Annotated in this window: 31 protein-coding genes; all 31 read left to right on the forward strand. The window is 29.9% G+C overall.

What is annotated here, in order from left to right:
* Nucleotides 1–7 precede the first annotated feature (7 nt).
* The 31 genes from ACFWUA_RS08255 to ACFWUA_RS08405 all read left to right on the forward strand — a co-directional run bounded on the left by ACFWUA_RS08255 (nt 8) and on the right by ACFWUA_RS08405 (nt 25,538).
* Nucleotides 8–967 carry an FRG domain-containing protein gene (locus ACFWUA_RS08255; RefSeq protein ID WP_416197567.1) on the forward strand — a complete coding sequence of 320 codons (960 nt, stop codon included), beginning with the start codon at nt 8–10 and terminating at the stop codon, nt 965–967.
* Nucleotides 968–1,074: 107 nt separating this feature from the next.
* Nucleotides 1,075–1,983 (forward strand): HNH endonuclease, encoded by a 909-nt coding sequence (locus ACFWUA_RS08260; RefSeq protein ID WP_416197568.1) that lies wholly within the window; start codon nt 1,075–1,077, stop codon nt 1,981–1,983.
* A gap of 541 nt (nt 1,984–2,524) precedes the next feature.
* Entirely contained in the window at nt 2,525–3,121 is a 597-nt protein-coding gene (locus ACFWUA_RS08265; RefSeq protein ID WP_416197569.1) for a type IV toxin-antitoxin system AbiEi family antitoxin domain-containing protein, read from the forward strand.
* Nucleotides 3,121–4,017 (forward strand): nucleotidyl transferase AbiEii/AbiGii toxin family protein, encoded by an 897-nt coding sequence (locus ACFWUA_RS08270; RefSeq protein WP_416197570.1) that lies wholly within the window; start codon nt 3,121–3,123, stop codon nt 4,015–4,017. Before ACFWUA_RS08265 ends, ACFWUA_RS08270 begins: the two co-directional genes overlap by 1 nt.
* A gap of 241 nt (nt 4,018–4,258) precedes the next feature.
* Nucleotides 4,259–4,810 (forward strand): hypothetical protein, encoded by a 552-nt coding sequence (locus ACFWUA_RS08275; protein WP_416197571.1) that lies wholly within the window; start codon nt 4,259–4,261, stop codon nt 4,808–4,810.
* Nucleotides 4,811–5,214: 404 nt separating this feature from the next.
* On the forward strand, nt 5,215–5,604 hold the full coding sequence (locus ACFWUA_RS08280; RefSeq protein WP_416197572.1) for a DUF2127 domain-containing protein: 390 nt from the start codon (nt 5,215–5,217) through the stop codon (nt 5,602–5,604).
* 657 nt (nt 5,605–6,261) lie between these two features.
* Nucleotides 6,262–6,411 (forward strand): hypothetical protein, encoded by a 150-nt coding sequence (locus ACFWUA_RS08285; RefSeq protein ID WP_416197573.1) that lies wholly within the window; start codon nt 6,262–6,264, stop codon nt 6,409–6,411.
* Nucleotides 6,412–6,480: 69 nt separating this feature from the next.
* Complete coding sequence (locus ACFWUA_RS08290) at nt 6,481–6,633, forward strand: hypothetical protein (RefSeq protein ID WP_416197574.1); 153 nt, start codon at nt 6,481–6,483, stop codon at nt 6,631–6,633.
* A 147-nt stretch (nt 6,634–6,780) separates the two neighbouring features.
* Nucleotides 6,781–7,113 (forward strand): radical SAM protein, encoded by a 333-nt coding sequence (locus ACFWUA_RS08295; RefSeq protein WP_416197575.1) that lies wholly within the window; start codon nt 6,781–6,783, stop codon nt 7,111–7,113.
* Nucleotides 7,114–7,377: 264 nt separating this feature from the next.
* Nucleotides 7,378–7,872: a hypothetical protein gene (locus tag ACFWUA_RS08300; protein ID WP_416197576.1), complete on the forward strand. Its 495-nt coding sequence runs from the start codon at nt 7,378–7,380 to the stop codon at nt 7,870–7,872.
* A gap of 146 nt (nt 7,873–8,018) precedes the next feature.
* Nucleotides 8,019–9,266 (forward strand): ATP-binding cassette domain-containing protein, encoded by a 1,248-nt coding sequence (locus tag ACFWUA_RS08305; RefSeq protein WP_416197577.1) that lies wholly within the window; start codon nt 8,019–8,021, stop codon nt 9,264–9,266.
* Between the two features lie 328 nt (nt 9,267–9,594).
* A complete protein-coding gene (locus ACFWUA_RS08310; protein ID WP_416197578.1) occupies nt 9,595–9,864 on the forward strand; it encodes a HepT-like ribonuclease domain-containing protein in 270 nt (89 codons plus the stop codon).
* A 16-nt stretch (nt 9,865–9,880) separates the two neighbouring features.
* A complete protein-coding gene (mntA, locus tag ACFWUA_RS08315) occupies nt 9,881–10,333 on the forward strand; it encodes a type VII toxin-antitoxin system MntA family adenylyltransferase antitoxin (RefSeq protein ID WP_416197579.1) in 453 nt (150 codons plus the stop codon).
* Nucleotides 10,334–10,454: 121 nt separating this feature from the next.
* Entirely contained in the window at nt 10,455–10,655 is a 201-nt protein-coding gene (locus ACFWUA_RS08320) for a hypothetical protein (RefSeq protein WP_416197580.1), read from the forward strand.
* Between the two features lie 428 nt (nt 10,656–11,083).
* Nucleotides 11,084–11,881: a class I SAM-dependent methyltransferase gene (locus ACFWUA_RS08325; protein WP_416197581.1), complete on the forward strand. Its 798-nt coding sequence runs from the start codon at nt 11,084–11,086 to the stop codon at nt 11,879–11,881.
* 47 nt (nt 11,882–11,928) lie between these two features.
* On the forward strand, nt 11,929–12,339 hold the full coding sequence (locus tag ACFWUA_RS08330) for a GNAT family N-acetyltransferase (protein WP_416197582.1): 411 nt from the start codon (nt 11,929–11,931) through the stop codon (nt 12,337–12,339).
* A gap of 363 nt (nt 12,340–12,702) precedes the next feature.
* Nucleotides 12,703–13,221: a GyrI-like domain-containing protein gene (locus ACFWUA_RS08335; RefSeq protein ID WP_416197583.1), complete on the forward strand. Its 519-nt coding sequence runs from the start codon at nt 12,703–12,705 to the stop codon at nt 13,219–13,221.
* A 258-nt stretch (nt 13,222–13,479) separates the two neighbouring features.
* A complete protein-coding gene (locus ACFWUA_RS08340) occupies nt 13,480–13,788 on the forward strand; it encodes a hypothetical protein (protein WP_416197584.1) in 309 nt (102 codons plus the stop codon).
* Nucleotides 13,789–14,187: 399 nt separating this feature from the next.
* Nucleotides 14,188–14,454 carry a type II toxin-antitoxin system Phd/YefM family antitoxin gene (locus tag ACFWUA_RS08345; RefSeq protein WP_416197585.1) on the forward strand — a complete coding sequence of 89 codons (267 nt, stop codon included), beginning with the start codon at nt 14,188–14,190 and terminating at the stop codon, nt 14,452–14,454.
* A 112-nt stretch (nt 14,455–14,566) separates the two neighbouring features.
* On the forward strand, nt 14,567–14,704 hold the full coding sequence (locus tag ACFWUA_RS08350) for a transposase (RefSeq protein ID WP_416197586.1): 138 nt from the start codon (nt 14,567–14,569) through the stop codon (nt 14,702–14,704).
* A gap of 60 nt (nt 14,705–14,764) precedes the next feature.
* Nucleotides 14,765–15,220: an IS3 family transposase gene (locus tag ACFWUA_RS08355; protein ID WP_416197587.1), complete on the forward strand. Its 456-nt coding sequence runs from the start codon at nt 14,765–14,767 to the stop codon at nt 15,218–15,220.
* A 181-nt stretch (nt 15,221–15,401) separates the two neighbouring features.
* Nucleotides 15,402–15,944 carry a GNAT family N-acetyltransferase gene (locus ACFWUA_RS08360; RefSeq protein ID WP_416197588.1) on the forward strand — a complete coding sequence of 181 codons (543 nt, stop codon included), beginning with the start codon at nt 15,402–15,404 and terminating at the stop codon, nt 15,942–15,944.
* Nucleotides 15,945–16,177: 233 nt separating this feature from the next.
* Complete coding sequence (locus ACFWUA_RS08365; RefSeq protein ID WP_416197589.1) at nt 16,178–17,077, forward strand: substrate-binding domain-containing protein; 900 nt, start codon at nt 16,178–16,180, stop codon at nt 17,075–17,077.
* Between the two features lie 12 nt (nt 17,078–17,089).
* Nucleotides 17,090–17,947: a phosphate ABC transporter permease subunit PstC gene (gene pstC / locus ACFWUA_RS08370; protein ID WP_416197590.1), complete on the forward strand. Its 858-nt coding sequence runs from the start codon at nt 17,090–17,092 to the stop codon at nt 17,945–17,947.
* Nucleotides 17,948–18,766, forward strand: a complete 819-nt coding sequence (gene pstA, locus ACFWUA_RS08375) for a phosphate ABC transporter permease PstA (RefSeq protein WP_416197591.1) — start codon at nt 17,948–17,950, stop codon at nt 18,764–18,766.
* Nucleotides 18,759–19,508 carry a phosphate ABC transporter ATP-binding protein PstB gene (gene pstB, locus ACFWUA_RS08380; protein WP_416197592.1) on the forward strand — a complete coding sequence of 250 codons (750 nt, stop codon included), beginning with the start codon at nt 18,759–18,761 and terminating at the stop codon, nt 19,506–19,508. Before pstA ends, pstB begins: the two co-directional genes overlap by 8 nt.
* Nucleotides 19,509–19,530: 22 nt before the next feature.
* Nucleotides 19,531–20,187 carry a phosphate signaling complex protein PhoU gene (gene phoU, locus ACFWUA_RS08385; RefSeq protein WP_416197593.1) on the forward strand — a complete coding sequence of 219 codons (657 nt, stop codon included), beginning with the start codon at nt 19,531–19,533 and terminating at the stop codon, nt 20,185–20,187.
* Nucleotides 20,188–20,197: 10 nt separating this feature from the next.
* The gene (locus tag ACFWUA_RS08390; RefSeq protein WP_416197594.1) at nt 20,198–20,878 is read left to right on the forward strand and encodes a response regulator; all 681 of its coding nucleotides are present in this window, start codon (nt 20,198–20,200) and stop codon (nt 20,876–20,878) included.
* On the forward strand, nt 20,875–22,590 hold the full coding sequence (locus ACFWUA_RS08395; protein WP_416197595.1) for an ATP-binding protein: 1,716 nt from the start codon (nt 20,875–20,877) through the stop codon (nt 22,588–22,590). Before ACFWUA_RS08390 ends, ACFWUA_RS08395 begins: the two co-directional genes overlap by 4 nt.
* 46 nt (nt 22,591–22,636) lie before the next feature.
* Nucleotides 22,637–23,827 (forward strand): M20 metallopeptidase family protein, encoded by a 1,191-nt coding sequence (locus ACFWUA_RS08400; RefSeq protein ID WP_416197596.1) that lies wholly within the window; start codon nt 22,637–22,639, stop codon nt 23,825–23,827.
* A gap of 19 nt (nt 23,828–23,846) precedes the next feature.
* Complete coding sequence (locus tag ACFWUA_RS08405) at nt 23,847–25,538, forward strand: phospho-sugar mutase (protein ID WP_416197597.1); 1,692 nt, start codon at nt 23,847–23,849, stop codon at nt 25,536–25,538.
* The last annotated feature ends 84 nt before the right edge of the window (nt 25,539–25,622 follow it).

Below are 25,622 nucleotides of genomic sequence, written 5' to 3' on the forward strand. Positions count from 1 at the left end.
ATAAGATTTGGAAGATAAAGTATTTGATGATATTTTTAGAGTGGTAGAAACATTAGAACCAAGTACAAGGTTTTTAGAAGTTGAAAAAGGTAATAAAAATTTAGTTATGAGTAATAATTTCATGATAGTTGAAATGCCTAATGGTAAAGCACGATTATTGCCACATATGCTCATGATAAATATATACAGAGGACAAACTAAAGATTGGCTTATTCAGCCTAATATATTAAGAGATAACCCAAGCAAAGAGGAACTTATAATAGATAACATTAAAATTATTGATTACGAATTAGTCTTAAGAAGTCATCCAATAGTTGAAATGGCAATAGAAGAAACATTAGATATAGATTTTGAATCATTAGCCCAACACTATGGTTTAAAAACAAATCTTGTAGATTTTACTTTTGACATAGCAGTAGCTGCTTTTTTTGCAACTAATAGATATAATAGTGAAAAGAAAACATATGAGCCAGTAGGAGAAGGAATAGGAATTATTTATCATGATTTAAGTATAGCACATAATCTTGATGGATACTCTCCTTTAGGAGTACAACCCTTTAAAAGACCTCATAAACAAAGCGCTACATCTATTAAAGTACGTGACTGGAGTAAATACAACCAAATGGTAGGTAAAGTGAAATTTTATCAAAATTATGAAAATAGTAAAATGATTAATGAGTTTTTTACTGGTATAAATGAATTGTTTCCCAAAGAAGATATTGTTGGTATAACAGATGAAATGATTGGTTTAAATAAAATATCTAGTCAAGCTATTGATATATATTCAGAAAAAAACAATGTAGATAAACAAAGTTTGGTAGAAATTATTAAATCAAAGGGATACTTTATTACTGATGAAAATATATACAAGCTGTCAAGGCAGGTTAGGCGAAATATTAAGAGAAACTTAAAAGGTTCCCTAGCAGAAGACTTAGGTATAATTTCATCCAGCAGATTGAGTTTTTAAATAATCTGAGGTTTTTCTTATAAAAATTTTTACTTCCCGTAAAAAATTCAACTACAGATATTAGCTGATAAGGAAAAGAAGTAGAGTAGTAAGGAGGACTGAAATTTATGGAAGAAAAGAAAATATGTATAATTTGTAGAAAAAGCAAATCAAAATCAGAATTTAATATAGAACATATAATTCCTGAGTCAATTGGAAATAAAAATTTAATTATAGATTCCGTATGTAAGGAATGTAATAGTGAATTAGGAAAAAAAGTAGATTGTGAAATAACTAATAATATTATATCTCAATTAGACAGATTTATTAATAATATTAAAGGTAAATCTGGCAAAATACCTAATCCATTTAGAAAGGGTGTTACACTAGATGGAAGAATAGTATATTGTGATGATAATTTAAAGCCGACATTAGTACCTAAAGTAGTATTCAATAAAGAAACAGGAGAATACAACATATTAACAAGTTCTATGAGCGAGGCAATTGAAATTATAAATAAAAAATTTAAAAGAGCTGGAAAATCGCAATTAACTAATCAACAAATTAAGGATTTACGAGACCAAGCAGAAATAAAGAAAGAAAGGCCTACTATTAGAATGTCTACGTCAGTAGATTTGTACAAAATTCAAATGGAATTTATAAAAATAGCATATGAGTTTATGTATTATCTTGTTGGACAGGACTATTTAAAAGATGAACAAGGAAAAAGGTTAGCAAAGATATTAAGTGATTATATATACAAGGATATAAAAGCTGATTATGATGGGATAATTGGAGAATTGCCCGAAGAGGAATATATGGGAATAATAAGTTATGTTAAAATACTAGGTAAAAAATATTTTGATAATGAAAACATACACTATATACAATTATCAAAAGTTGGGAATATAAATATAGTAAATATAACACTTTATTCAACTTTTAATTATTTTGTGGTGGTAAGCAATAAAAATTATAACCTATATGGCAATATGTATATGATTAATCCCATTAATGGAGGAAGCGTTAAAGATTAGAAAGTAGATGAGAAATGAAGCAAATATATTTGATAGAATAAAGGGAATTAAAGATATACTCGCAAATGTACCAGATAGTTCTCGATTTTTGTCGAAATTTACAATCGTATAGAAATGAAATAAGTTTAAATAGCTAGGTGCACAATTTAGCGTTAATCAAATATTGCTAAATTGTATTAAAATTTGAGTCAATAGACATACATAAACTAAATATTGATACAATAGAAACCACTGCACACCCTAATGCTAAATTATGCACATGGATGTGCAGTTTTTTGTATGTTCCCTAGTTGTTTTAAACAAGTAACCTTTCTGTGTAGAGTGCTTGAAGGCTGAAAGAGTTGCCCCAGCAACAGTTGTGGACCATATAGAACTCCATAAAGGTGATGAAGAAGTTTTCCTAATAAGAGACGGAGAGAAAATACCATATAAAGATGTTTAAAAAATTTTATGATAATATTCTTGTATTAAAAGTAACATTATGGTAAGATGCACTTAAAAGACTGCACTTAAAAACGAGTGCAGGCCAAGAGGTGCAAAAATGATTAAAATTGATAAAATGAAAAATGAATTTAAAAAACATGGAGGAGTTCTTAAAACGTCAGAGCTTAAAGATTTAGGATTTTCTAGTCGACAAATAAATAAGTTGATTGAAGAGGGCGTAATTTCTAGAATAAAATATGGTTTTTATGAACTAATAGATTATGTTCCAAAAGAAGAAGTTATTATAGCAAGATTGTTTCCTAAAGCAGTAATTTTTCTAGAAAGTGCAATGATGCATTATGGATATACAGATAGAATACCTCTAGCTTGGCAAATAGCAGTGGATAGGTATAGTAAAACTACTCAATATGACATTGATTATCCTTTAATAGAGCCTTATTATCTAAAACCTAAATTTATAGATATTGGTATAGATACAATACAGGTAGACGGTGTAGAAGTTAGAATATATGACAGGGATCGGACTATATGTGATGTTCTTCGTTATGAAAAGAAACTTGAGGAAGAAGTATTTACTAATGCCATAAAGCGTTATATAAAAGATCCAAAGAAAAATGTGAGGAACTTGTTTGAATATGCTAAAGTTTTTAACATTAAGAATAAGGTACAGACATATATAGGAGTGTGGTTGTAATGGGAAATATTGAAGCATCAGTTTTAGCAAGACTAAAAAACAAATCGAAAGAACAAGGCATCCCATTGCAACAACTACTAAATTTATTTTGCCAAGAAGAATTTATTCGAAGGCTTTCAGGGAGTAATTATAAAGAAAATCTTATTCTTAAAGGTGGTTTTTTATTATATTCAATTAGTGGATTTACTACAAGACCAACAGTTGATGCAGATTATCTTTTAAAGAATTATTCAAATGATTTAGATGCTATAGAAAAGCTTGTTAAAGAAGTTATTTCTTCACCTAGCAATAATGATTTTGTAGAGTTTAAAATTAGAGGTTTAGAGGAAATTAGTGAGGTTAAAGAGTATCATGGTATCAGAGTCAACCTTACTGGTATTATTGGAAGGACAAAGACACCTTTTAGTATAGACTTTGGAGTTGGAGATATTATTGTACCTTCCCCAGTTGAAAGAACTCTACCAGTATTACTTCCAGAGTTTGAAAAACCTGAGGTATTAACTTATTCTTTAGAATCTACAGTAGCAGAGAAATTAGATGCGATTATATCTTTAATGGAAGCTACAGGTCGTATGAAGGATTTTTATGATATATATTATTTAGCAACAACATTTGATTTTGAGGGTAGGAAACTTCAAGAAGCAATATATGAAACATTATCTAATCGAGGCACACCATATGAAAAGGACTCTGTTGTTGTAATTGCAAGACTTACTAAAGATAACCAAATTCAAAAGAGATGGGACAATTTCTGTAAAAAAATATTAAAATATGAACTTGATTTTACTGATGTAGTTAATATAATTATTAATTTTACATTACCACCATATAAGTCAATGGTTGATGAAGATGAATTTTTTAAAAATTGGAGCTATAAGGACAGGAAATATATTTAATCAGGGGGGGTAGGCTTTACTAGCCTGCTTTTTTATTTTAATAAATGATGATATAACCCTTGCAATTTCCTATATTTAGAGTGATATATGTAAGTACCAAAAACACAGGGAGGTAACAAGGATGATAAGGTTACAAATGAAAAATTACAAAATCCATTTCTAGATTTGCTAGGAATACAGTAGATACTTTAATGAGTTCTCTAGCCCAAGAGGAAAGCCAATCAATTTCTGAAAATGTGACATGGGGGCATATAAAAAGATTAATGAAGGAGAAGTTTCACAGTATTATGTAGAGAATAGCCACCCAGACATCTATGAAGACCAGATTAAAGAAGGATTTATCAAAGCTTTTTATTTTTTAATAGAAAATAAAGAAGAAATTATAATGGGCTATGAAGTTATATTAGAAGAACTACTAGACACAACGAAGCTAGAGAAGAAGGTAGCTACTATTCAAAATGAAATGGAAATAGTAGAAGAATTATTTAGAAAGATGGTAAATGAGAATTCTAGAAAGGCTATGGATCAGAAGGAATATTCAAAAAAGTATAATGAATTAGTTGAAAGATATAAAAAGGCCCAAGATGAATTAAATGAAATCGAAGAAAAGCAGCAAGAAAACAAAGTTAGAAAAGATAGCATAGATACCTTCATAGACAGACTTAAAAGCCAAGATACAATTTTAACAGATTTTAATGAAGCTTTATGGACATCTACTATAGATGAAGTAGTTATAGAAGATGATAATAATATAATATTCCACTTTAGAGATGGAACAGAAATAGGGATATAAAGATTTAGAACCCGCTGGTTTAAAGGTTAAAAACCTAAGACTAGTGGGTTGTTTTTCATTTTAAATAAAATCTGGTAGAAATTAGTTAATATATTTGATAGAATAAAGATAATTAGGAATATTTGATTAAAATAATTGATGTATATATGTAAAAAAATTCAAGGCTGGGGTATTTGTATAATTTAGCTTGATTTGGCGGGCTATAATATGAACTCAAATGTTTCTGGGGTAATTTGGTTAAGCAACAGAAAGAAGATTGCAAGAATAATTGGACTTATAAATATTTTAACAGTGATTTATGTTTATCTACAAATCTAATTTTTAATAAACAATTGTAAGATGTTGTGAAACAATGATTATTTATCTAATATATAAATAGGAATTTGCAAAGGAGGAACGGAGATATGAAAAAATATAAATTGGCATCAATATTGATGATTATACATGGAGCTTTTATGGAAATAGGAGGTTGCCTTTTTTTAATTCCTGTTTTAGTTATGGGAACAGATAAATATGATGTCGGACAATATTTTTCTTTTATTGTTCCATATTTTCAAGAAAACCTTTATTTAATGATGATTGCTGGAATGATATATGGAATTATTAGAGTTGTAGGAGCAATAGGATTATTGAAAAACAAAATGTGGGGATTAGTACTTTCTGTTATCAATTGTGTTATTACTATTGCATTGATGACGTTTATGCTTCCAGCGGGAATTATGGATGGAATATTATCTTGCAGTGCATTAGTTCTTATTTTGATACAATATTTTGGAAATAAAGAAATAGGTTAGTAGCCTTACAAATTCCAATTTATTATTGAGATTATTAGTATAATATCTACTAAACAATTTTTGTATTATATTCAATAGGAGCACTTATTAAAAGGAAGAAAGGTTTTTTATAATCTGTAAACAAGAATATATATTTAAAAGGCTTTTGTAGTTAGGTGCACAATTTAGCGTTAATCAAATATTGCTAAATTGTATTAAAAATTAATTTTACAGACATAAAAGAACTAAATATTGATACAATAGAAACTCCTTTATTTCAAGGGGTTTTGTTGTTTTTGGGAGTAAGTTTAAGATAGGTTTTTTATTGGGTGGGTGCACTTTTTAGCGATAAGGGGTTTATTGAGAATTTAGAATATGGAGATCTAATTGAAAGGATTTGATATAGATTTATAGTTCAAAATGATTGAGAAGATGACAGTGTTTGTGGATGGGAAGATAATGGTAAGTTTTTTAGAGGAAACAGAGGTTGGGTGTCTAATTGAATAGATTGTAGATATTGTAAGAGCCAGTTGGGATTAGAAACTATAGTCCTGACTGGCTTTTTTATTATGTTTGATAAAACATATCAGTATGTGGTAAAGCACATCGGAAGGTGTCTGAAGATGTCTGAAGATGTCTGAAATCAAGGGGTTGTCAAGGTTCATTGGGGGTGATATGATGACAGTTGGAAGAGGGAAACAAATGGAGTTTGGGATACCATTACTTTCAGGCAAAATTAAGCTAGAGGTACAAGATAAAGAAATCTATTTGTCTTGTGGTTATTCAGGATGTGGGTCAGCAGATAGCTGGCCACTGTCATTAAATTAGATGTAACAATAATACCCTTAATTTATTAAGGGTATTATTGTTATTATTAAAATATTAGGAGGAATTAATGTGATTCAATATCATGCCTTTAAAAATGGAGAGAGAAATTTCTTGTATTTGACTAAGTATAAACAATTGTTTTTAATTCCAGATAATGAATATGAAAAGTTAGTAAAGCCTATAAATATGAATGATACTAATGAAATTATTAGTTTTTATTAGAGTAGAGTTAACAAGGAAGATGATAGAATAAAAGAATATATTAAAAATTTAAGATATTGGCTATTCCTGTGTATAGCCAATACTTGTAATGCTCGTTGTACCTATTGCTTTGCACATCGAGGGGACTATGGGAAAACTTAAGGAATAATGGAAAGTGATATTGCTCAAAAAGCAGTAGATGCATTTATGGAGCAAGTTCCAGAAGATGGAGAAGCATCTATTATATTTTTTGGTGGTGAACCATTAATGGCTTATGAGCAAATTGTTGAAACATCTGAATATACTAAATCTAATTATTCTGGAAAGAAAAAATTCAAGTTTCATATTGTGACAAATGCTACATTATTAAATAAGGAAAAAATTGATTTTCTTGCAGAAAATGATTTTAGTGTGGCCGTAAGCATTGATGGCGATTGGGAAGTGCAAAACAGTCAAAGACCACTTGCCAATGTGGTAAGGACTCTTACAATGAAGTATTAAAAAATCCAGATTATTTGTTAAATTCTATAAAAAACACTCATGCTCGTGGGACATATTGTGATTTTAATATATCACTTTCTAAAATATATAACGATTTACTATCAATAGGATTTAAAGAGGTTAATGTACCACCAGATATTTTAAATAAGGAGATGTCTATCCATGCAATAGATATTCATCAGAGTGTACTCAATTAAACGAAAGACAATTAAGGCAAGTGATGCTAATAAGCTGAATCAGAGCCCAATAATAAGGATGTGAGGGGTGAGTATATTGCTAAAAAAAACCAAAAAATTTATTAACTTTATTATTAGTAGAATAGATAAAAAGGAACGAGTTCAATTTTTGCTTTTGGCAGCGATTTCTATAGGGGTAAATGTATTAGGAATTATTTTTCCACTATTGCAAAAAAAGATTATTGATTTGATATCATTAAAAACCTTTGATAAAAGTATAATCTTATTATTTTTTATAGTAGGTCTAATGGTATCAATTATGGCTATATTAGAGGCATTAATACTTAATGGACTATTTATGACAATAAAAAACAAAATAGAAATAGAGCTATTAAAATCTGTAACTAGAAAAGACAATAAAATTATTAAGGCTAAAGGCCCTGGGGCATTTATGGTTAGTATCTTTGGTGATTCTGAGCAAATAGGAATGTTATTAAATACTAATTATTTTTCTATTTTATCTGTATGTATTGCCACATTAATAGCATTAATTATATCGGCAAGATGGTCGGTTACTTTTTGATTATTATAATAATTGCTTATATACTAATGTTAATAATCATAAAATTTTCTAACAAAATATATATTAATAACTTTAACGAAGCTAGAAATATAGTTTATGAGTTAAACCCCAAGGTACTAGAATTTATTGAAAATAGAAGAAGTATTATGGGGTATACTAATGTAGAGAAATGTGAAACTAATTTAAATAGTCTTTTTAAAAAGAGGGATGGGTATTTTAAATCAGCCTTTGCGGCTAATGTTGTAGGGAAAACTGCCATAAATTCAGTGAAAACTGCTGCTTTAACTATATTTTTTATTTTTTCTATGAGAGACATATTAAATAATAAATTGGAAATATCATCGTTTATAGCTCTGATATCATATTTTAATTTAGTATTTATACCTATTAGTGCAATCCAAGAAGCTTATAGTGGAATTAATAGATTTGAAACATTACATGGTAGAATTAAAGAAGGCTTGGACATCGTTCCTGAAACAAAGTTGCCAGAAAGCAATATAATTTCTTTAGAGGATTGTACTTTTTCCTATGATAAAGATAGACATATCATCAGGAACTTTGATTTGAAATTAGATAAAAAAATTGGGATGGTAGGATTATCGGGTGAGGGCAAAACTACAGTAATAAAAATGCTAATGGGTGAAATATTACCTAATCAAGGAAAGGTTTTATATGGCAAAACAAATGTTCAAGAAACACCAAGACTAATGGTTTATTCAAGTTTGCGTTTATATAGTCAAGATCCTGAGATTTTTGATGAGACTTTAAAGTACAATATTACACTAGGTAAAAATGGATTATCTAAAGATGAATACTATAGGGAACTAGAAAAGTTAACGGTTGACATAAATGAGAGCTTAACATGGTTGATAGAAGGTCGAAAATTAAATAAAGATAAGAAAGCCGTGGAAAATTACATTAGCACAATATTAAGTATATACGGTATCGACAAATCACAATTAGAAGATGTAGAAATAATGGGTAAGATTTTAGATGATTTACAGGGCAAAGACATCAAACATATTGCTACTAGTATTGCTCCAATATGTTTGTCTAGGGATTATTATATTGAAGAAAAGTATAATAATCTGATAGAAGAGTTAGAAATAGGATATCTTGATGATAGAAATTTTGGGCAGAGAGGTAAAAATATTTCAGGAGGTGAAAAGAACAAGGTATGTCTTGCTAGGTTTTTGCTACCTGAAAATGATGGACCTTTCATTATAGATGAGCCATTTACGAGTTTAGATATATTTTCTGAACAAGGAAATTTAAATGTATTGAAAAGACATCTTGAAAATAAAAATGGTATTATAATTTCGCATAAGATGAATGTAATAAAAGAGTTATCAGAACAGATTATTGTTCTTGAAGAAGGCAAAATTTCAGAATAAGGTACTTACAATGAGTTAATGAGTAACTCTGGGTTATTTTGTAAGCTTTATAATAAATATATGGAAAAGGAAGCTGATTAACTGCCATTAGAATTAATTATGCTATAAATTTTGTAAAATGTTTTAAATTTGAGTAAGCCCAGGGAAAAGGCTCTCCCCCTCGGAAAGGTACCAGGTAGACCCTATAATTGGTTTATCAACGAAAAAGGATTCGGCAATAAAAAAGATATTTTAGAAGAGGTTATAGAAGTTGATGATAATCCATTTACATTTTCACACAATTTATGGTAAACTATAAACAGTGAGTAAAACATATGGAGGCTTATATATGACTAAGGATGTATATGATATTATATGTAGAAAATTTAAAGAATTAGAGAATAATTTAATTTTTCTAAAGCAAGTTTCTTTTGATGTTAATGAAGACAATCTGAAAGAAGATATGATTAGATATTGGGGAATTGAGAGAAATATACTTGTACATAACTATACGAAGATTGATGAAGATATGATTATATATATATTAAAGAATGAATTAGATGATTTTATTAAATATATGGATTATGTAGATAAATGGTTAAAAGAAAACTATAAATAATAAGGATGAGTTACGAATGCAAAGAAATATCAATGAAATAGAAAAAGTTTTAAACAAGCATATTGATAAATTAGTTAGCGATTATGAAATAAAACTTATCTATATATTTGGCTCTTATGCTAAAGGAGAAAATAGAGCTGATAGTGATTTGGATATTATAGCTATGTATTTTGATAGTGAAGTAGATGGGTTTATTAAATTAGATATATTAGATGAACTAGTTGGAATATTTAATCGAGAAGACATAGATTTAGTTATTTTAAATAACGTAGATGAAGTATTGAAATTTCAAGTTATAAAATATGGGAAAGTAGTATATATGGAAGATTTAGTAACTAAAGTCACATTTGAATCAAGGGTAATGAGGGAATATATGGATATGGAGTATTTCAGAGAAGTTAGAAATAAATATAGTCATAAGAGATTTTTAGAAGTTATGAATGATTCTAAAGCTTACTTTAAAAAGTAAATATTAATCGCTGCCACAGTGACATTTAGCTACTTTTTTATAGCAAACCACTGCACACTCTAGTGCTAAATTATGCACAAGGGTGCAGTAGAAATTCCTTGATTTCAAGGAGTTTCTTATTTTGGGGAAGCAGCAAGAAAACAAGGTTAGAAAAGATAGCATAGATACCTTCATAGACAGACTTAAAAGCCAAGATACAATTTTAATAGAATTTGATGAAGCTTTATGGATTTCTACTATAGATAAGGTAGTTATAGGAGATGATAATAATATAATATTCCACTTCAGGGATGGAGCTAAAATTAAACAGGAATTATTATAAAATCAGAACCCACTGGTTTAAAGGTTATAAAGCCTTAGACTTAGCGGGTCATATTTTATTTCAAATAAAATTTAATAGAAATTAGTTAATTTATTTGATAGAATAAAGGAAATCAAGGATATGTTATTAAAATAATTGATGTATATGTAGAATTAAGTGGAATAACGGGCCAGCAAAGCTAGCCCCTACGATATTCTGATATCAATGGGTAGGGGCGACCTTTGGTCGCCCGATTAATGACACATTATTTATACTATATGTAGCAATAAATCAGATAAAATGTAATAAGGATATATGGAATTTATATAAAAATAAAGATGAAATATAACTTTATGGAAAGAAGAGTTTTCAAATTAATGGAATTTGATGTTAATTAAGTTAATGCAATGGGTATTTTAATGATTATTTTAAAAATAGGGGTGAAGGATTTGGGAATAAAAGATTTATTAAAAATAGGGAATGAATCTCATAGAGTCTCAGCTTTGTATGACATATTTGAAGAAGAGACAAGACTATCAACAAAAGCAACTCAAGTGGAGTTTCTGACAACAGTAAGACAGATTGAAAAACATCTTAAACCTGGGATGAAAATCCTTGATTTAGGTGCTGGAGCAGGAGAATATAGCATATTTTTTGCAAAACAAGGATTTGATGTAACTGCAGTAGAGCTAGTAGAAAAACATGTAAAGCAAATAAAGGAAAAGATAAATGAAGAAATGTCAATAGAAGTAATTCAGGGAAATGCTTTAGATTTATCAATAATAGAAGATAAAAGCTATGATATCGTATTATGTTTTGGGCCTTTATATCATTTATCTAAAATGGAAGATAGAATGAAATGTATAAGCGAAGTAAAACGAGTTTGCAAAGATAATGGAAAGATTTTCTTTGCCTTTATTTCAAATGATATGATTATTACAACCGAAACTTTTTTATATAATCCGAATTTTTTATTAGAGGATTCATATAATCATAAAACTTTTAAGGTCGTTGACTTTCCATTTATTTTTCATACAGTAGATGATTGTAGAAAGTTATTAAAGGATGCAGAACTAAATATTATTTCAGAGGTAGCTGCAGATGGCTTAAGTGAACTTCTTCAAGATAAGATAAATAAAATGGATGATGAAAGCTATGAACAATGGTTAAGTTATCATTTCTATTGTTGTGAGAAACCTGAATTTTTAGGAGCTAGCAATCATTTATTATTTGTAGCAGAAAAGTAGAAAAATATGATGTGGATATTAAATATACTTTTAGGAGGATTGAATTTATGAATTATAAGATTATTGAACTTAATGATACGCAGGTAGAGGATATTGAAAATCGTCTCGATGAATATGATAAAAAGTATGCAACATATAAAATTTCAGGTAGTATAAAAATTGGTGTAAAAGATGGTGATAAATTAATTGCTGGAGTGGATGCATGTATGACTGCATTTAGAATATTATATGTTTCTACTGTATTTGTTGATGAAGATTATAGGAAAAATAAAATTGGTACGTTGTTAATGAATGAAATCGAAAAACGTGCAAAATTAATGGGGGCAAATATGATTAGATTAGATACCTTTAATTGGCAGGGCAGGGACTTCTATCATTCGCTAGGATATGAAGAAGTTGGGTCTTATGAAAATAAAGTTGATGGTTTTTCAGAGCACTTCTTTTTGAAGAGATTATAGCAAGCCCAGGGGAAACTCAGGGGAAAAAATCTCCCCCTCGCAAAGGTACCAGGTAGACCTCGCTTTTGTCGAAATATATAATAAGATAGAAATGAAATAAATTTAAATAGGGGTGTGCACAATTTAGCGTTAATATAATTTATACATACATAAACTAAATATTGATACAATAGAAACTTCTTGATTTCAAGGGGTTTGTTGTTGTTTTTTATTTCAAATAAAATTTAATAGAAATTAGTTAATTTATTTGATAGAATAAAGGAAATGAAGGTTATGTGATTATAATAATGGATCTATTGTATAGTTAAAATAATAGACAATTCAATAAAACTACATAAATATTGGTATTTGGAGGACCTAATAATGAATTATAGAAAAATTGAACTTGAAGGTGGTTATATTATGGATTACAAAATTGTTGAAAAAGATTCATTCACTATTATGGGGATATCAAGGATGTTTAAGTATGACAATGCAACTATGAAAATTCCACAGTTTTGGACAGAGCATTATCAAACAGGAAAGGGTAAGTTTGTATGTGGAATGTACGGGATATGTATAGCTGAGAGCACGATGGATTCAGATGAATTCGAGTACTTAATTGCAGATGATTATAATCCATCTTTGGAAATACCTGATGGTTTTGTTACAAAGGTTATACCTAAACATACATGGGCTATTTTTCCTTGTAAGGGTGCAATGCCAAAATCTTTGCAAGATGTGAATAAAAAAATTTTCTCAGAATGGCTTCCTAATTGCAAGGATTATGAAATTGCAGCAGGTTATAATATTGAGATGTACACTGATCCAGCTGATTATCCACAAGGCACTCAAGATGAAAATTATTACAGTGAAATTTGGATTCCTGTTAAAGAAAAATAATTATGTAAAATGGAATAATTAAGGTTTATAAAAAGTAAAACTCACTGGTTTTAAGGCGATAATGTTTTAGACTAGTGGGTTGTTTTTTATTTCAAATAAAATTTAATAGAAATTAGCTAATATATTTGATAGAATAAAGGCAATCAAGGATATGTTATTAAAACAATTGATGTATATGTAGAATTATGTTCATTAGTTATAGGAAGTTAGGTTAATACCATGTGTTTTAAAATATTTCAAAAGTAAGGAGGGTTATTAGTGACTAAGAAAATTTTTACATTGCTGTTAGTGATGTTTTTAACTATATTTACTGTTGGAGATGAACAAGGATTAGCAATGGAATCTGATGAAAAACTAAAAATAGAGCATGACGAAGAGTTATTAGCTGAGATAGAAATAAGACCGATTGAATTAGTGGAACCAGTATTAGACCCTACAACAAAACCTATTGAACTGTTAGAAGCAATATTAGACCCTAATATAAAACCAGTTGAACTGTTGGAACCTAAACTTAGTGAAGAAACAAAATTAGATGAGTTAAAAGAACAAATTAGAGAAACAGAATGAAAAATTCACGAAGATAAGTTGCAATTTCCTTAATTACACATAATTTATAATTATATACCTATAGGAGTAGTTAGTAAGAAAAAATTTTTATACTATCTTAATCATGTCCTATCTATAAAATAGAATATATATTTTAAAAAGCCTTTGTAGCTAGGTGCACAATTTAGCGTTAATCGAATATTGCTAAATTGTATTAAAATTTGAGTCATTAGACATACATAAACTAAATATTGATACAATACAAACTCCTTGATTTCAAGGGGTTTGTTGTTTTGGGGGATAAAAATGCCCTGTTACTATAATAGATGAAGCTTTAGCAGAAAATTACCATTTGATATTTGTGATTAAAACATAATTATGCTATAATTAATGCATAATATTAATAAAGGAGTTGATATTGTGCCTGAAATTAGACCAATAAAGGATTTAAGAAATACAACTGAGATTTCTGAACTTTGTCATAAAAGTAAAGAGCCAATTTTCATTACAAAAAATGGCTATGGCGATTTAGTAATTATGAGCATGGAAACATATGAAAGAAAGTTAGCTAAAGTAGATTTATATAAAAAGTTAGCTGAAGCAGAAAATCAAATTGAAAACGGAGAAATGTTGTTAGATGCTGAAAGTGTTTTTAAAGATTTAAGAGAAAAACATGTCAAAGAATAATTATAGTCTAAAACTTACCCCAAAAGCCAGTGAAGATTCTATTTAGCCCCCTAACCGTTTTGGACAATCACACACGGTTATAGAAAAATATAATAAATAGGAGTTTGCCAGAATGAGAAGCAAAAATACAAGATATCCAGAAGAATTTAAACGTCAAATTGTTAAAGAAGTAGAGGAAGTTGGTAATACAACTTTAGTAGCAAGAAAGCACGATATTGTTCCAGGCACGGTTACAAGATGGATTAGGTAATCAAAGGAAGCTAACAAAACGAATAACCTTCTTAATATAGATCATAGCACTAATTCCTCTTTGGATAAGGAGAATGAGAAACTAAAGAAGCTATTAGGCGAAAAGGATCTTGAAATAGCAATCATTGAATCTGAAGGATTATGCTATGGCTATTATAAAATAACCATAATACTAAGGAGAAAATTTAATTTAATCATAAATAAAAAGAAAGTATATAGACTATGTAAAGAATTAAATATATTAAGACCACAAAGAATAGTTAAATCAAAGTATCCAAGGAAAATAGCAAAAAATAGAGAGATTACAAAACCAAATTCTCTTTGGGAAGTAGATATTAAATATGGTTATATACATGGTGAAGACAGGTTTTTTTATATAGCTTCCTTTCTAGATGTATATGACAGAAACATTGTAGGATACCATATGGGACTGTCATGTGCATCGGAGGATATAGTGTTTTCTGTTCAATTATTTGCTGCAAAATTGGGGAAGGAATTATTGATTTTTTTAAAGTAAGGTTTATAATATTTTTATAAGATATTGCAAATAAGAAATTGGGAGGATTGGGATTATTGTAACTGACAGTGAAGAGGCACATGACATTAATTATGACTTTATTATTTATTTAAAGAAAAATTCAAAGCTATCTCATGATTATTATCCTTATACTAAGGAACTTTATTTAGATATTTGTGAATTGATAAATGACAGGGAAGTAAAAATAGGAGAATTAACAGGGCATTTTTTCAATCTATCGGCATTAAGCAAAGACAAACAGAATCATGAATTAATTTCATTACTACATTATTACAATGAAGAAACTTTTGATATATCTAGAGATTTAATTAAGGAAACGTCTTGTTATAAAACCCAAGGGGAAAATATTTACCATTTAGATAGGTTTTATATTTATCCTGAATACAGGGGCAATGGAGTAGGGAAAATAGTTTTAGATGAATTTATAAAAAACATTTCTGCTTATGTTGAAGATAATGTAAGGTATATTGGACTTTTTCCAGATCCAATTACTGATGATATTGAATTTGATTCTAAAGAAAATATGGATATATGTGAAAGAGGAATTTTAGTTAAACACTTAAAAAGCTTTTATTCTTCTTTTGGATTCCAAGAAATGAAAACCAATCGTGAGTATATGTATTTAGATTTAAATAAAGTAAAGTGGACCAAAAGGATTACTTCAAAGACGAAAAGAAACGGTTTGATGCATAAGAGCCAATAGACAGGTGTAAAAGCCTGTCTTTATTATTGCCTAAAGAATGCTACCAGTTAGACTGGGAGTTTGGTAAAGCTTTAGCGAGGTTATTATAATGAGTAATGATATTTTCGGCTATATAGGCTTTTTTAATACATAAATTCTATTTTTACATAGATTTTACATATAGGAAATATTAGATTTTACAATGTTGATTTAATATGGAAATGTAAACAAAATAAAAAGATGAGGTGGATATGATGAAAAAGCTTATAAGTCTTTTGCTGTTGACTGTTATGGTTGTTGGTCTTTTATCAGGATGTACAGGAGAAAATAAAGCTAAAGATTCAAGTAAAAACAATGGAACATTTGATTCGGAAAATGAGATTGTAGTAGTGACAAGAGAAGAGGGGTCAGGTACAAGAGGAGCTTTTGTAGAACTTTTTGGAATAGAAGAAAAAGCTCAAGATGGTACAAAAATTGACAAGACTACAAAAGAAGCAATTACACAAATGAAAACAGATACTGTCTTAACTACTGTTGCAGGAAATGAATATGCTATAGGCTATGTATCTACTGGTTCTTTAAATGATATGGTAAAGGCCATAAGCATTGATGGAATGGCACCTACTGTAGAGAATATTAAGAATGGAAGCTATAAGATTGCAAGACCTTTTAATATTGCAACAAAAGATAATTTAAGCAAATTGGCTAAAGATTTTATAGAGTTCATAATGAGTAGTGAAGGACAGAAAGTAGTACAGGAAAACAAATATATAGCAATAGAAGAAAATGCAAGTCCATATAGTGGAAGTAAGCCTTCAGGCAAAATAGTAGTGGCAGGTTCGTCTTCAGTTACTCCACTGATGGAAAAACTCAGGGAAGCATATTTAGAGATAAACCCCAATGGGGAAATAGAAATACAACAAAGTGATTCATCTTCAGGTATGAAAGCTGTAATAGATGGAACTGCAGATATAGGAATGGCTTCAAGAGAATTAAAAGATAGTGAAAGTGCTGAACTTAAAAGTACAGCTATAGCATTAGATGGAATAGCCGTAATTGTAAACAATGAAAATACTGTAGAAAATCTAACCAAAGAAGATGTAAGACGAATATTTATTGGTGAGATAACTAAATGGAGTGAAATAAATAAATAAAGTAGGGATAATATGAAATCTAAATTTAAAGAAAAATTTATGGAGATAATATTTTTCATATCAGCTAGTATTTCTATAATTTCTCTGATCCTAATATGTGTATTTATGTTTGCTAATGGTATACCAGCTATTGCGGAAATTGGATTTTTTAAATTTTTATTTGGAAAGGACTGGTCTCCTACCAATATTCCCCCTTCTTTTGGCATATTTCCAATGATATTAGGTTCACTTTATGTGACAGTAGGGGCTATATTGTTGGGAGTTCCAATAGGAATACTTACAGCTATTTATTTGGCAAAGTTTTGTCCTGAAAAACTTTATAGATATTTAAAACCATCTATAAATCTGATGGCAGGAATACCTTCAATTGTTTACGGATTTTTTGGTCTTGAAGTATTGGTTCCACTGACCAGAAACATATTTAAAGGGACAGGGAATAGTATACTGACTGCATCTATTCTATTAGGTACAATGATACTTCCAACTATTATAAGCCTTTCTGAAGCTGCTATAAGAGCAGTTCCAGAAGATTATTATGAAGGAGCTGTAGCTTTAGGAGCTACTCATGAACGTTCTGTCATATTTGCTATGTTACCTGCAGCAAAATCTGGAATTATGTCATCTATAGTTCTTGGAATAGGTAGGGCTATAGGGGAGACTATGGCTGTAGTGATGGTTGCTGGAAATCAAGCTAGGATGCCAAATGGGATACTAAAAGGTATTCGTACACTTACAGCCAATATTGTCATAGAAATGGGTTATGCTGCTGATTTACACAGGGAAGCTCTTATTGCAACTGGAGTTGTACTTTTCATATTTATTTTGATTATAAATGGAATATTTTCTGTATTAAAAAGAAAGGTGATATAGATGAGTAGATTAATTAGAATAATGATAAAACTAGCTGCATTCATTACATTTTCAATACTATTCTTAATTATAGGATATATTTTAGTTAAGGGATTACCCAATATTAAACCATCCCTATTTGCTCTAGAATATACTACAGAGAATGTTTCATTATTTCCTGCTATTGTCACTACTATAGTCATGACTTTTTTGTCATTGCTGATTGCAGCTCCTATAGGAATATTTTCAGGGTTTTATCTTGTGGAATATTCAAAAAATAAAAATAGATTGGTAAATATTATAAGGCTAACAACTGAAACTTTATCTGGAATACCTTCTATTGTATATGGATTATTTGGTCTATTGTTCTTTGTGACTACTTTGGGCTGGGGGTTTTCTCTTTTAGCTGGTGCTTTTACTCTTTCTATTATGATTTTACCCTTGATAATTAGATCTACTGAAGAAGCACTATTGGCTGTACCAGATACATTGAGAGAAGCTAGTTTTGGTTTGGGAGCTGGAAAACTTCGTACTATATTTAAGGTGGTGCTTCCTGTAGCTATGCCTGGTATATTGTCTGGAATTATACTTGGAATAGGTAGAATTGTTGGAGAGACTGCAGCTTTAATCTATACAGCTGGTACAGTACCTAAAATACCAAATAGCTTGTTTTCTTCAGCTAGAACTCTTGCAATTCATATGTATGCTCTTTCCAGTGAAGGCTTATATACAAATGAAGCCAATGCCACTGCTGTAATATTGTTGATTGTAGTTATAGGGATTAATGGATTGTCGTCTTATTTTACAAAAAAATTGTTAAAGGGGAATTACAATGGATAAGATAAAAATAGATAATATGGACTTATATTATGGGAAATTTCATGCCTTAAAGGGTATAAATATGAATATTGAAGAAAAATGCATCACATCTTTTATTGGACCATCTGGAAGTGGAAAGTCTACATTGTTAAAAACCCTAAATCGTATGAATGATTTGATAGACGATTGTAGAATTGTGGGAAATGTTTTTTTAGACGGTTTGGACATATATAAAGATATTGATGTGAATCAATTGAGAAAACGAGTTGGCATGGTATTTCAAAAACCAAATCCTTTTCCCATGAGTATATATGACAATATTGCCTTTGGTCCTCGTACGCATGGAATAAAAAACAAATCAATTCTTGATGACATAGTAGAGAAAAGCTTAAGAGATAGTGCCATATGGGATGAGGTAAAAGATAGACTTAAAAAAAGTGCCTTATCTCTTTCTGGGGGTCAGCAACAGAGAATTTGTATAGCTAGAGCTTTGGCTGTAAATCCAGAGGTTCTACTTATGGATGAGCCAACGAGTGCTCTTGATCCTATTTCTACTGCTAAAATTGAAGATCTAATCCAAGAATTAAAAGAAAGTTATACTATAGTCATTGTGACCCACAATATGCAACAAGCTGCTAGAGTTTCTGATAAGACTGCCTTTTTTCTTTCTGGGGAGCTAATAGAGTACAATGATACTGAAACTTTATTTTCTATTCCTAAGGATAAGCGTACAGAAGATTATATTACTGGTAGGTTTGGTTAAAAATTATAAATGGGGGATTAAAATGAGAGATAGATTTAATAGAGAGTTAGAAATATTGAACAATGAGCTTATAGAAATGGGTTCTGCTGTGGAAAAAGCAATACAAGATGCTATAATAGCTTTAAGAGAGAAAGATATGATTTTGGCACAAAAAATTGCTGATAATGACGATGAAATAGATAATATGGAGAAGGATATTGAAAGCAGATGTTTAAAATTGTTAGTTCAACAACAGCCTGTAGCAGGAAATCTTAGATTGATTTCGGCTATATTTAAGATGATAACTGATTTAGAGAGAATAGGAGATCAAGTGCAGGATATATCAGAAATTATTTTGAGAATAGGAAACAATAGATTGATTAAAGAACTTACTCATATTCCTCAAATGGCAGAAGCTACAATGAAAATGGTCAATAAAAGCATAGATGCATTTGTGAATAAAGACTTAGAATTGGCAAAAGAGGTTATTGAATATGATGATATAGTAGATAATTTGTTTGCTACCATAAAAGATGAGCTTATATCTTTGATTAGAATGGATGCGTCGAATGGAGAACAAGCTATTGATTTGTTGATGATAGCAAAGTACCTTGAAAGAATAGGAGATCATGCCGAAAATATAGCTGAATGGGTGGTGTTTTCTATAACTGGAATGCATAAATCAGAAGAAAAGATGTAGGAGTGATTATATGCCTAAAATTTATTGTGTTGAAGATGATGAGAGTATTAGGGAGCTAATCATATATGCACTTAAAAATAGCGGTTTTGAAGCGGAAGGGTTTGAAGAAGGGAAAGAGTTTTTTTTAAGACTTAATTCTTCTAAACCAGATTTAGTCATATTGGATCTTATGCTACCTGGAGATGATGGGCTTACAATCTTAAAAAGAATAAGAGAGGATATAAATACTCAAGAATTGCCAGTGATTATTCTTACGGCAAAATCAACTGAATATGACAAAGTAAAAGGGCTTGATATGGGTTCGGATGACTATATTACAAAGCCCTTTGGAGTAATGGAATTGATATCAAGAATAAAGGCAGTTTTAAGGCGTACTTCAACAAGACAAAAAGAAGAGATATTGTCACTGGATGGAGTTTCATTGGACTATAAAAAGAGAATAGTTACGGTAGATGGTATTCCTGTAGATTTGACTTATAAAGAATTTGAACTATTATATTATTTACTTAAAAATAGGGAAATAGTCCATACGAGGGAAAGTTTGATGAATCAAATATGGGGGTTTGAATTTGAAGGAGAGACTAGAACAGTGGATGTACACATAGGTACTCTTAGAAAAAAACTTGGAGATTATGGCGGACTTATAAAAACTATAAGAAATGTTGGATATAAAGTAGGTGACATAGATTGAGAAAGAAAATTTTTTTGAATTTTGTTAGTTTAGCGATTTTATCTTCTATTCTAACTGCTGTTCTCATAAGTGTCATCTTTTATAATTTTTATCTTGATTCAGAATGGAAATCTTTAAAAAATACAGCTTACACTATTTCTAGTACAATTGAATATGCAAAATATGATGATTTTCAATATCTCATCAATATTAAAAAAAAGAATCCAAATATAAGAATTACAATCATAAATTCTCAAGGCAAAGTACTATTTGATACCGATATAAAACAAAGCCAAATGGAAAATCATCTAGAAAGGCCAGAAGTTAGGGAAGCTATAAGAAATGGTACTGGTGAATCTACTAGATATTCCACGACATTAGGGCAAGATACTCATTATTTTTCTGTATTACTTTCTGATGGTTCAATATTGAGAATTTCTCAGGATTATGACAATATTTTTACTGCCATGGGTAGTATATTGCCTGGAATAATTATTATTGCTTTATTGGTAATATTTCTATCGTTTTTCATGTCGTCATTACTTTCGAAGAAAATATTAAAACCTATAAAAATGGCAACAGAAAATATTGATAAAATAATTTCAGGGGTAAACTTGTCAGAGTTTGAAATTTATGATGAATTGCTGCCATTTACTCAAGCTGTCAATAGACAGAGTTTAGAGATAAAAAAATACGTAAACGAATTAAAAGAGAAAGCAGATACCATAGAGACAATTACTGAAAATATGAGTGAAGGATTTATACTTATAGAAGAAAATAAAAAGATTGTTTCTCTAAACAATAGTGCTATTAAATTGCTAGATGCCAAAGATGACAAGAACTACTACAAAGAGAGTTTTATAGTATTATCAAGAAATATAGAAATAAATAATACCTTAGATAAAGTTTTAGAGACAGGAGAAAGTAAAGAAATATTGGTTTATTTATCTAATAGATATTTAAATGTTTATATAAATCCAGTTGTAAATGATGAAAAGATTATAGGGGCAATGTTGTTGATAGTGAACAATACAGATAAATATATGGCTGAAAAAATGAGGAGAGAGTTTTCTGCAAACGTATCTCATGAATTAAAAACACCACTTACATCAATAAATGGCTATGCTGAAATAATTGAATCAGGGCTTACAAGCAAAGAAGATACTGTTAAATTTGCAGGGATCATAAGAAAAGAAGGGAATAGACTTTTAGAGCTAATAGATTCAGTCATTAAATTGTCAAAACTTGACGAGGGCTTTGTTAAAAAAGAATTTGTTTTTGTGGATTTGTATGAAATGGCAAACAATATATTTCGAAGTTTTGAAGTTGCAGCAAAAGAAAAAAATATAAATATAATAGTTCAAGGATATCACAACAAGATACAAGCTGATAAGAATATGATGGAAGAACTTTTATATAATCTTATAGACAATGCTATTAAATATAATAAAGTAGATGGAACTGTAAATGTAAAAATACAAGATGAAATCAATTCTACTATCTTGACAATATCAGATACAGGAATTGGTATTCCGAAAGAAGCTCAAGAAAGGGTGTTTGAAAGATTTTATATGCTAGATAAGAGTAGAGGAAATAAAAGTACGGGACTAGGTCTTTCTATAGTTAAGCATATTGTAGAATATCACAATGGTAGTATTAGTCTCAAAAGTGAGGTAGGATATGGGACGGAAATAAAAATAAAATTGCCAAAGATTCAATTAGAAAATATATAAAAAGTTTATGTTAAAATAGATGTAAAAAGGATGAGGGTGAAAATTTATGATAAATAATGATGAATTGAAAAAAAGAGTTAATGAAATTGAAGACTGGCTTGTATTTTTAAGGCGAGATTTCCACATGTATCCTGAATTGGGTATGGAAGAGTATAGAACTAGTGAAAAAATAGTGAAGTATTTAGATGAAATGGGTATTCCTTATATTAAGGGAATAGCTAATACAGGAGTTGTTGGAATGATAAAAGGAGTAGAAGATGGAAAAACTGTAGCTTTGAGGGCTGATATGGATGCTCTTCCTATAGTGGATAGAAAAGATGTTCCATATAAATCTCAAATTAAAGGTAAAATGCATGCCTGTGGTCATGATGCTCATACTGCTATATTGCTAGGAGCAGCAAAGGTACTCAATGATTTGAAAGAGGAAATTAAAGGGAATATAAAACTTATATTTCAGCCAGCCGAAGAGACTACTGGTGGAGCAAAACCTATGATAGAAGAGGGAGTTCTTGAAAATCCTAAAGTAGATGGTATATTTGGACTTCATGTATACAATGATATTGATATAGGGAAAATAGGCATACGATATGGGCAAATGAATGCTTCTTCAGATATGATAAAGATCATCATACATGGTGAAAATAGCCATGGAGCATATCCACATTTAGGGGTAGATGCAATAGCTATTGCATCTCAAGTTATAGTTTCTATTCAGACTATAGTCAGTAGAAATGTGGATCCTAGAAATTCTGCAGTTGTTTCTCTTGGTACTATTCATGGAGGAGATGCTGGAAATGTCATAGCGGATAGAGTGGAGATTGAGGGAATAGTGCGTACTCTTGATTCTAATTCAAGAGAAAATGTCATGAAGAAAATAGTGGATATTGTTGAAGGAGTTTCTTCCTCAATGGGAGGAAGTGGAGAAGTCATAAGGAGAAAAAGCTATGATGCCTTAATAAATGATGACAACATGGTAGACATTGTATATAATAATATTGTGGAGCTATTTGGAAACGATAGTGTAGTTAAGATAAAGTATCCAAGTTTTGGAGTAGAGGATTTTGCTTATTTTGCTGAAGAATGCCCTGGAGCTTTTTTTAATTTAGGTTCACGAAATCAAAATAAAGGCATAATCCACGAGGGACACACTCCTTATTTTGATATTGATGAGGATTGTTTAAAAATTGGAGTTTTAATGCAAGTTAAAAATGTACTTACTTTTTTGAATGAGTATTAAGATACAAGGAGGTTAGAAAATGGAGTATATGGAAAGATATAAAGCATGGTTAGATAATCCCTATTTTGATGAGGAAACTAAGAAAGAATTGGAAGCTATAAAAAATGATGAAGCTGAAATTCAAGATAGATTTTATACTGATTTGTCTTTTGGTACAGCAGGGCTAAGGGGAAAAATTGGAGCAGGAACAAATAGAATGAACAGATATACTGTATCTTTGGCAACTCAGGGTTTGGCAAATACCATAAAATCTTTTGGACAAAGTGCCATGGACAGAGGAGTAGTCATAGCTTATGATGTGAGACATTTTTCAAAAGAATTTGCAGACATTGCTGCAAGAGTTCTTGCTGCCAATGGGATAAAAGTTTATTTGTTTGAGGATTTAAGACCAACTCCAGAACTTTCTTTTGCTATAAGAAAGTTGAAAACTATTTCAGGAATTGTCATAACAGCAAGTCACAATCCAAAAGATTATAATGGATATAAAGTATATTGGGAAAAGGGTTCTCAAATTCTTGATGAAATTGCAGAAAAGATTACAAACAATATCAAAAATGTAGGAGAATTTTCAAATGTAAATATTATAAATAGACAAGAAGCTTTAGATAGAGGTTTGCTTAAAATAATAGGGAAAGAAATAGATGATGAATATATAGAGAAGGTTAAAAATCTTTCACTACATGAGGATATAGATAAAGATATAAATATTGTATATACTCCTTTAAATGGAACTGGGAATATACCAGTCAGGAGAGTTTTGAGAGAAAGAGGATTTAGAAATATATTTGTAGTTCCAGAACAGGAAAATCCAGATCCTAATTTCACAACAGTTGGATACCCCAATCCAGAGGACACAAAGGCATTTAAATATGCTGAAAATTTAGGGAAAAATGTAAATGCAGAAATTCTTATAGCTACAGATCCTGATTGTGATAGAGTTGCATGCATGGTTAAAGACAAGAATGGCGAATATGTTGCACTAAATGGCAATCAAACGGGAGCACTTTTGGTGAATTACATATTGATGTCTAGAAATGAAAAAAATTCTTTGCCTAAAAATGGAGTTATAGTTAAGTCAATAGTTACAGGAGATTTAAGTAAGGCAATTGCAAATAAGTATAATATAGGCACAGTAGAGACACTTACAGGGTTTAAGCATATTTGTGGCAAGGCCAATGAATTTGATGAAACAGGAGAATATACTTTTATATTTGGATATGAAGAAAGTATTGGATATGTTTATGATACTATAGTTAGGGATAAAGACGGTGTCATCTCTAGTATGCTTATTGCTGAAATGGCAGCTTATTACAAGAAAAGAGGAAAGAGCCTTTTAGATGTTTTAAATGAGCTTTATGAAGAATATGGATACTACAAAGAAAAACAAATATCTATAGTATTGGAAGGAATAGAGGGGAAAAATAGAATATCTAGAATAATGGAATCTTTTAGAGCTAAACCAATTGATGAGATAAAGAACAGTAAACTCCTAAGTATTACTGATTATTTGTTAGGCTACACAGATACTCCACCATCCAATGTACTTAAATATAGATTTGATGACGAATCTTGGTATGCTATAAGACCTTCAGGTACGGAGCCAAAGGTAAAAATATATATTTATTCAAAGGCAGATACAATGGAAAGTTCTATTGCAAAAATTGAAGATATGGAAAGTGCTATTATGGAAAGAATAAATTCTGTAAATTGATTTTAATATTTAATTTTAAAGCCGAGGATTAAACTGAACATTTAGTTTAATCCTCGGCTTTTCTTTTTTCATGAATATATTTTT

Origin of the sequence: Sporanaerobacter sp. (genome assembly GCF_047830725.1) — a bacterium.
Classification (GTDB): Bacteria; Bacillota; Clostridia; order Tissierellales; family Sporanaerobacteraceae; genus Sporanaerobacter.